General features: G+C 44.5%; 1 pseudogene. It reads right to left on the bottom strand.

Annotated features, from left to right (window positions below):
* Positions 1–54 precede the first annotated feature (54 nt).
* A pseudogene (locus FC85_RS11805) lies at positions 55–705 on the bottom strand (hypothetical protein); the annotation flags it as partial.

Raw genomic sequence — 705 nt, 5'->3', positions numbered from 1 at the left:
ATGGTCGTTTTAGCGTTTTTAGCACTATTACTTAAGAGATTTTAGACAGCTTCTAAGCTCAATCACTTTGTTGCTCACTTGCTGGATCTCACTTAAAGCACTATGGATCACGGCTTTATCTTTAGCCCAGGTGGCCACGTAACCGAGTGAGTAGTTGCTGGTATCAACGCCAATATTTTGCATGGCAACATACGCAACCGCTTCGGCTTGGGTTTCCTGATAGGCTCGTGGCCGATCTTTAAAGGCTGATTTTAATCCATGTAACTGACTATGTGCATATTCATGATATAACGTCTTCAATTTTAAAGCATTATCGGGCTCATCACCACCAATAACAATTTCATTAGTGCTGGGTTGAAAATACCCTTTAGCCCCATTTAGCGTTGCTAAGGGCACTTCACTGACTTTAAGGTCGGTTTGCTGGTTTAGATAGTCCTTGAATGCGTTATACAAGCTCGTTACATTCTGATGATCGGCTAAATTTTCTTTGACAAAGTCTTTAGCGCTTAGGACAGGGTCACCACTAGTTTGTGCCACGTCGAAGATGGGCAGGTAACGATAACCGACAATGGCCCGTTCGTCGGTAGTATCAAGTCGCTTTTGCTCGGCTGGTGTTAGCTTCTTAATGATCGGAGCCGCAATCCGAATCGCTTTTGCGCCCCGGTTGACGGTGCGGTTAAAAGCCTTCTGCCATTGCTTAAAACC

Source organism: Lentilactobacillus diolivorans DSM 14421 (assembly GCF_001434255.1).
Classification (GTDB): domain Bacteria; phylum Bacillota; class Bacilli; order Lactobacillales; family Lactobacillaceae; genus Lentilactobacillus; species Lentilactobacillus diolivorans.
The sequence above is the reverse complement of the archived record's forward strand: the minus strand, read 5'-3'. Positions and strand labels throughout refer to the sequence as shown.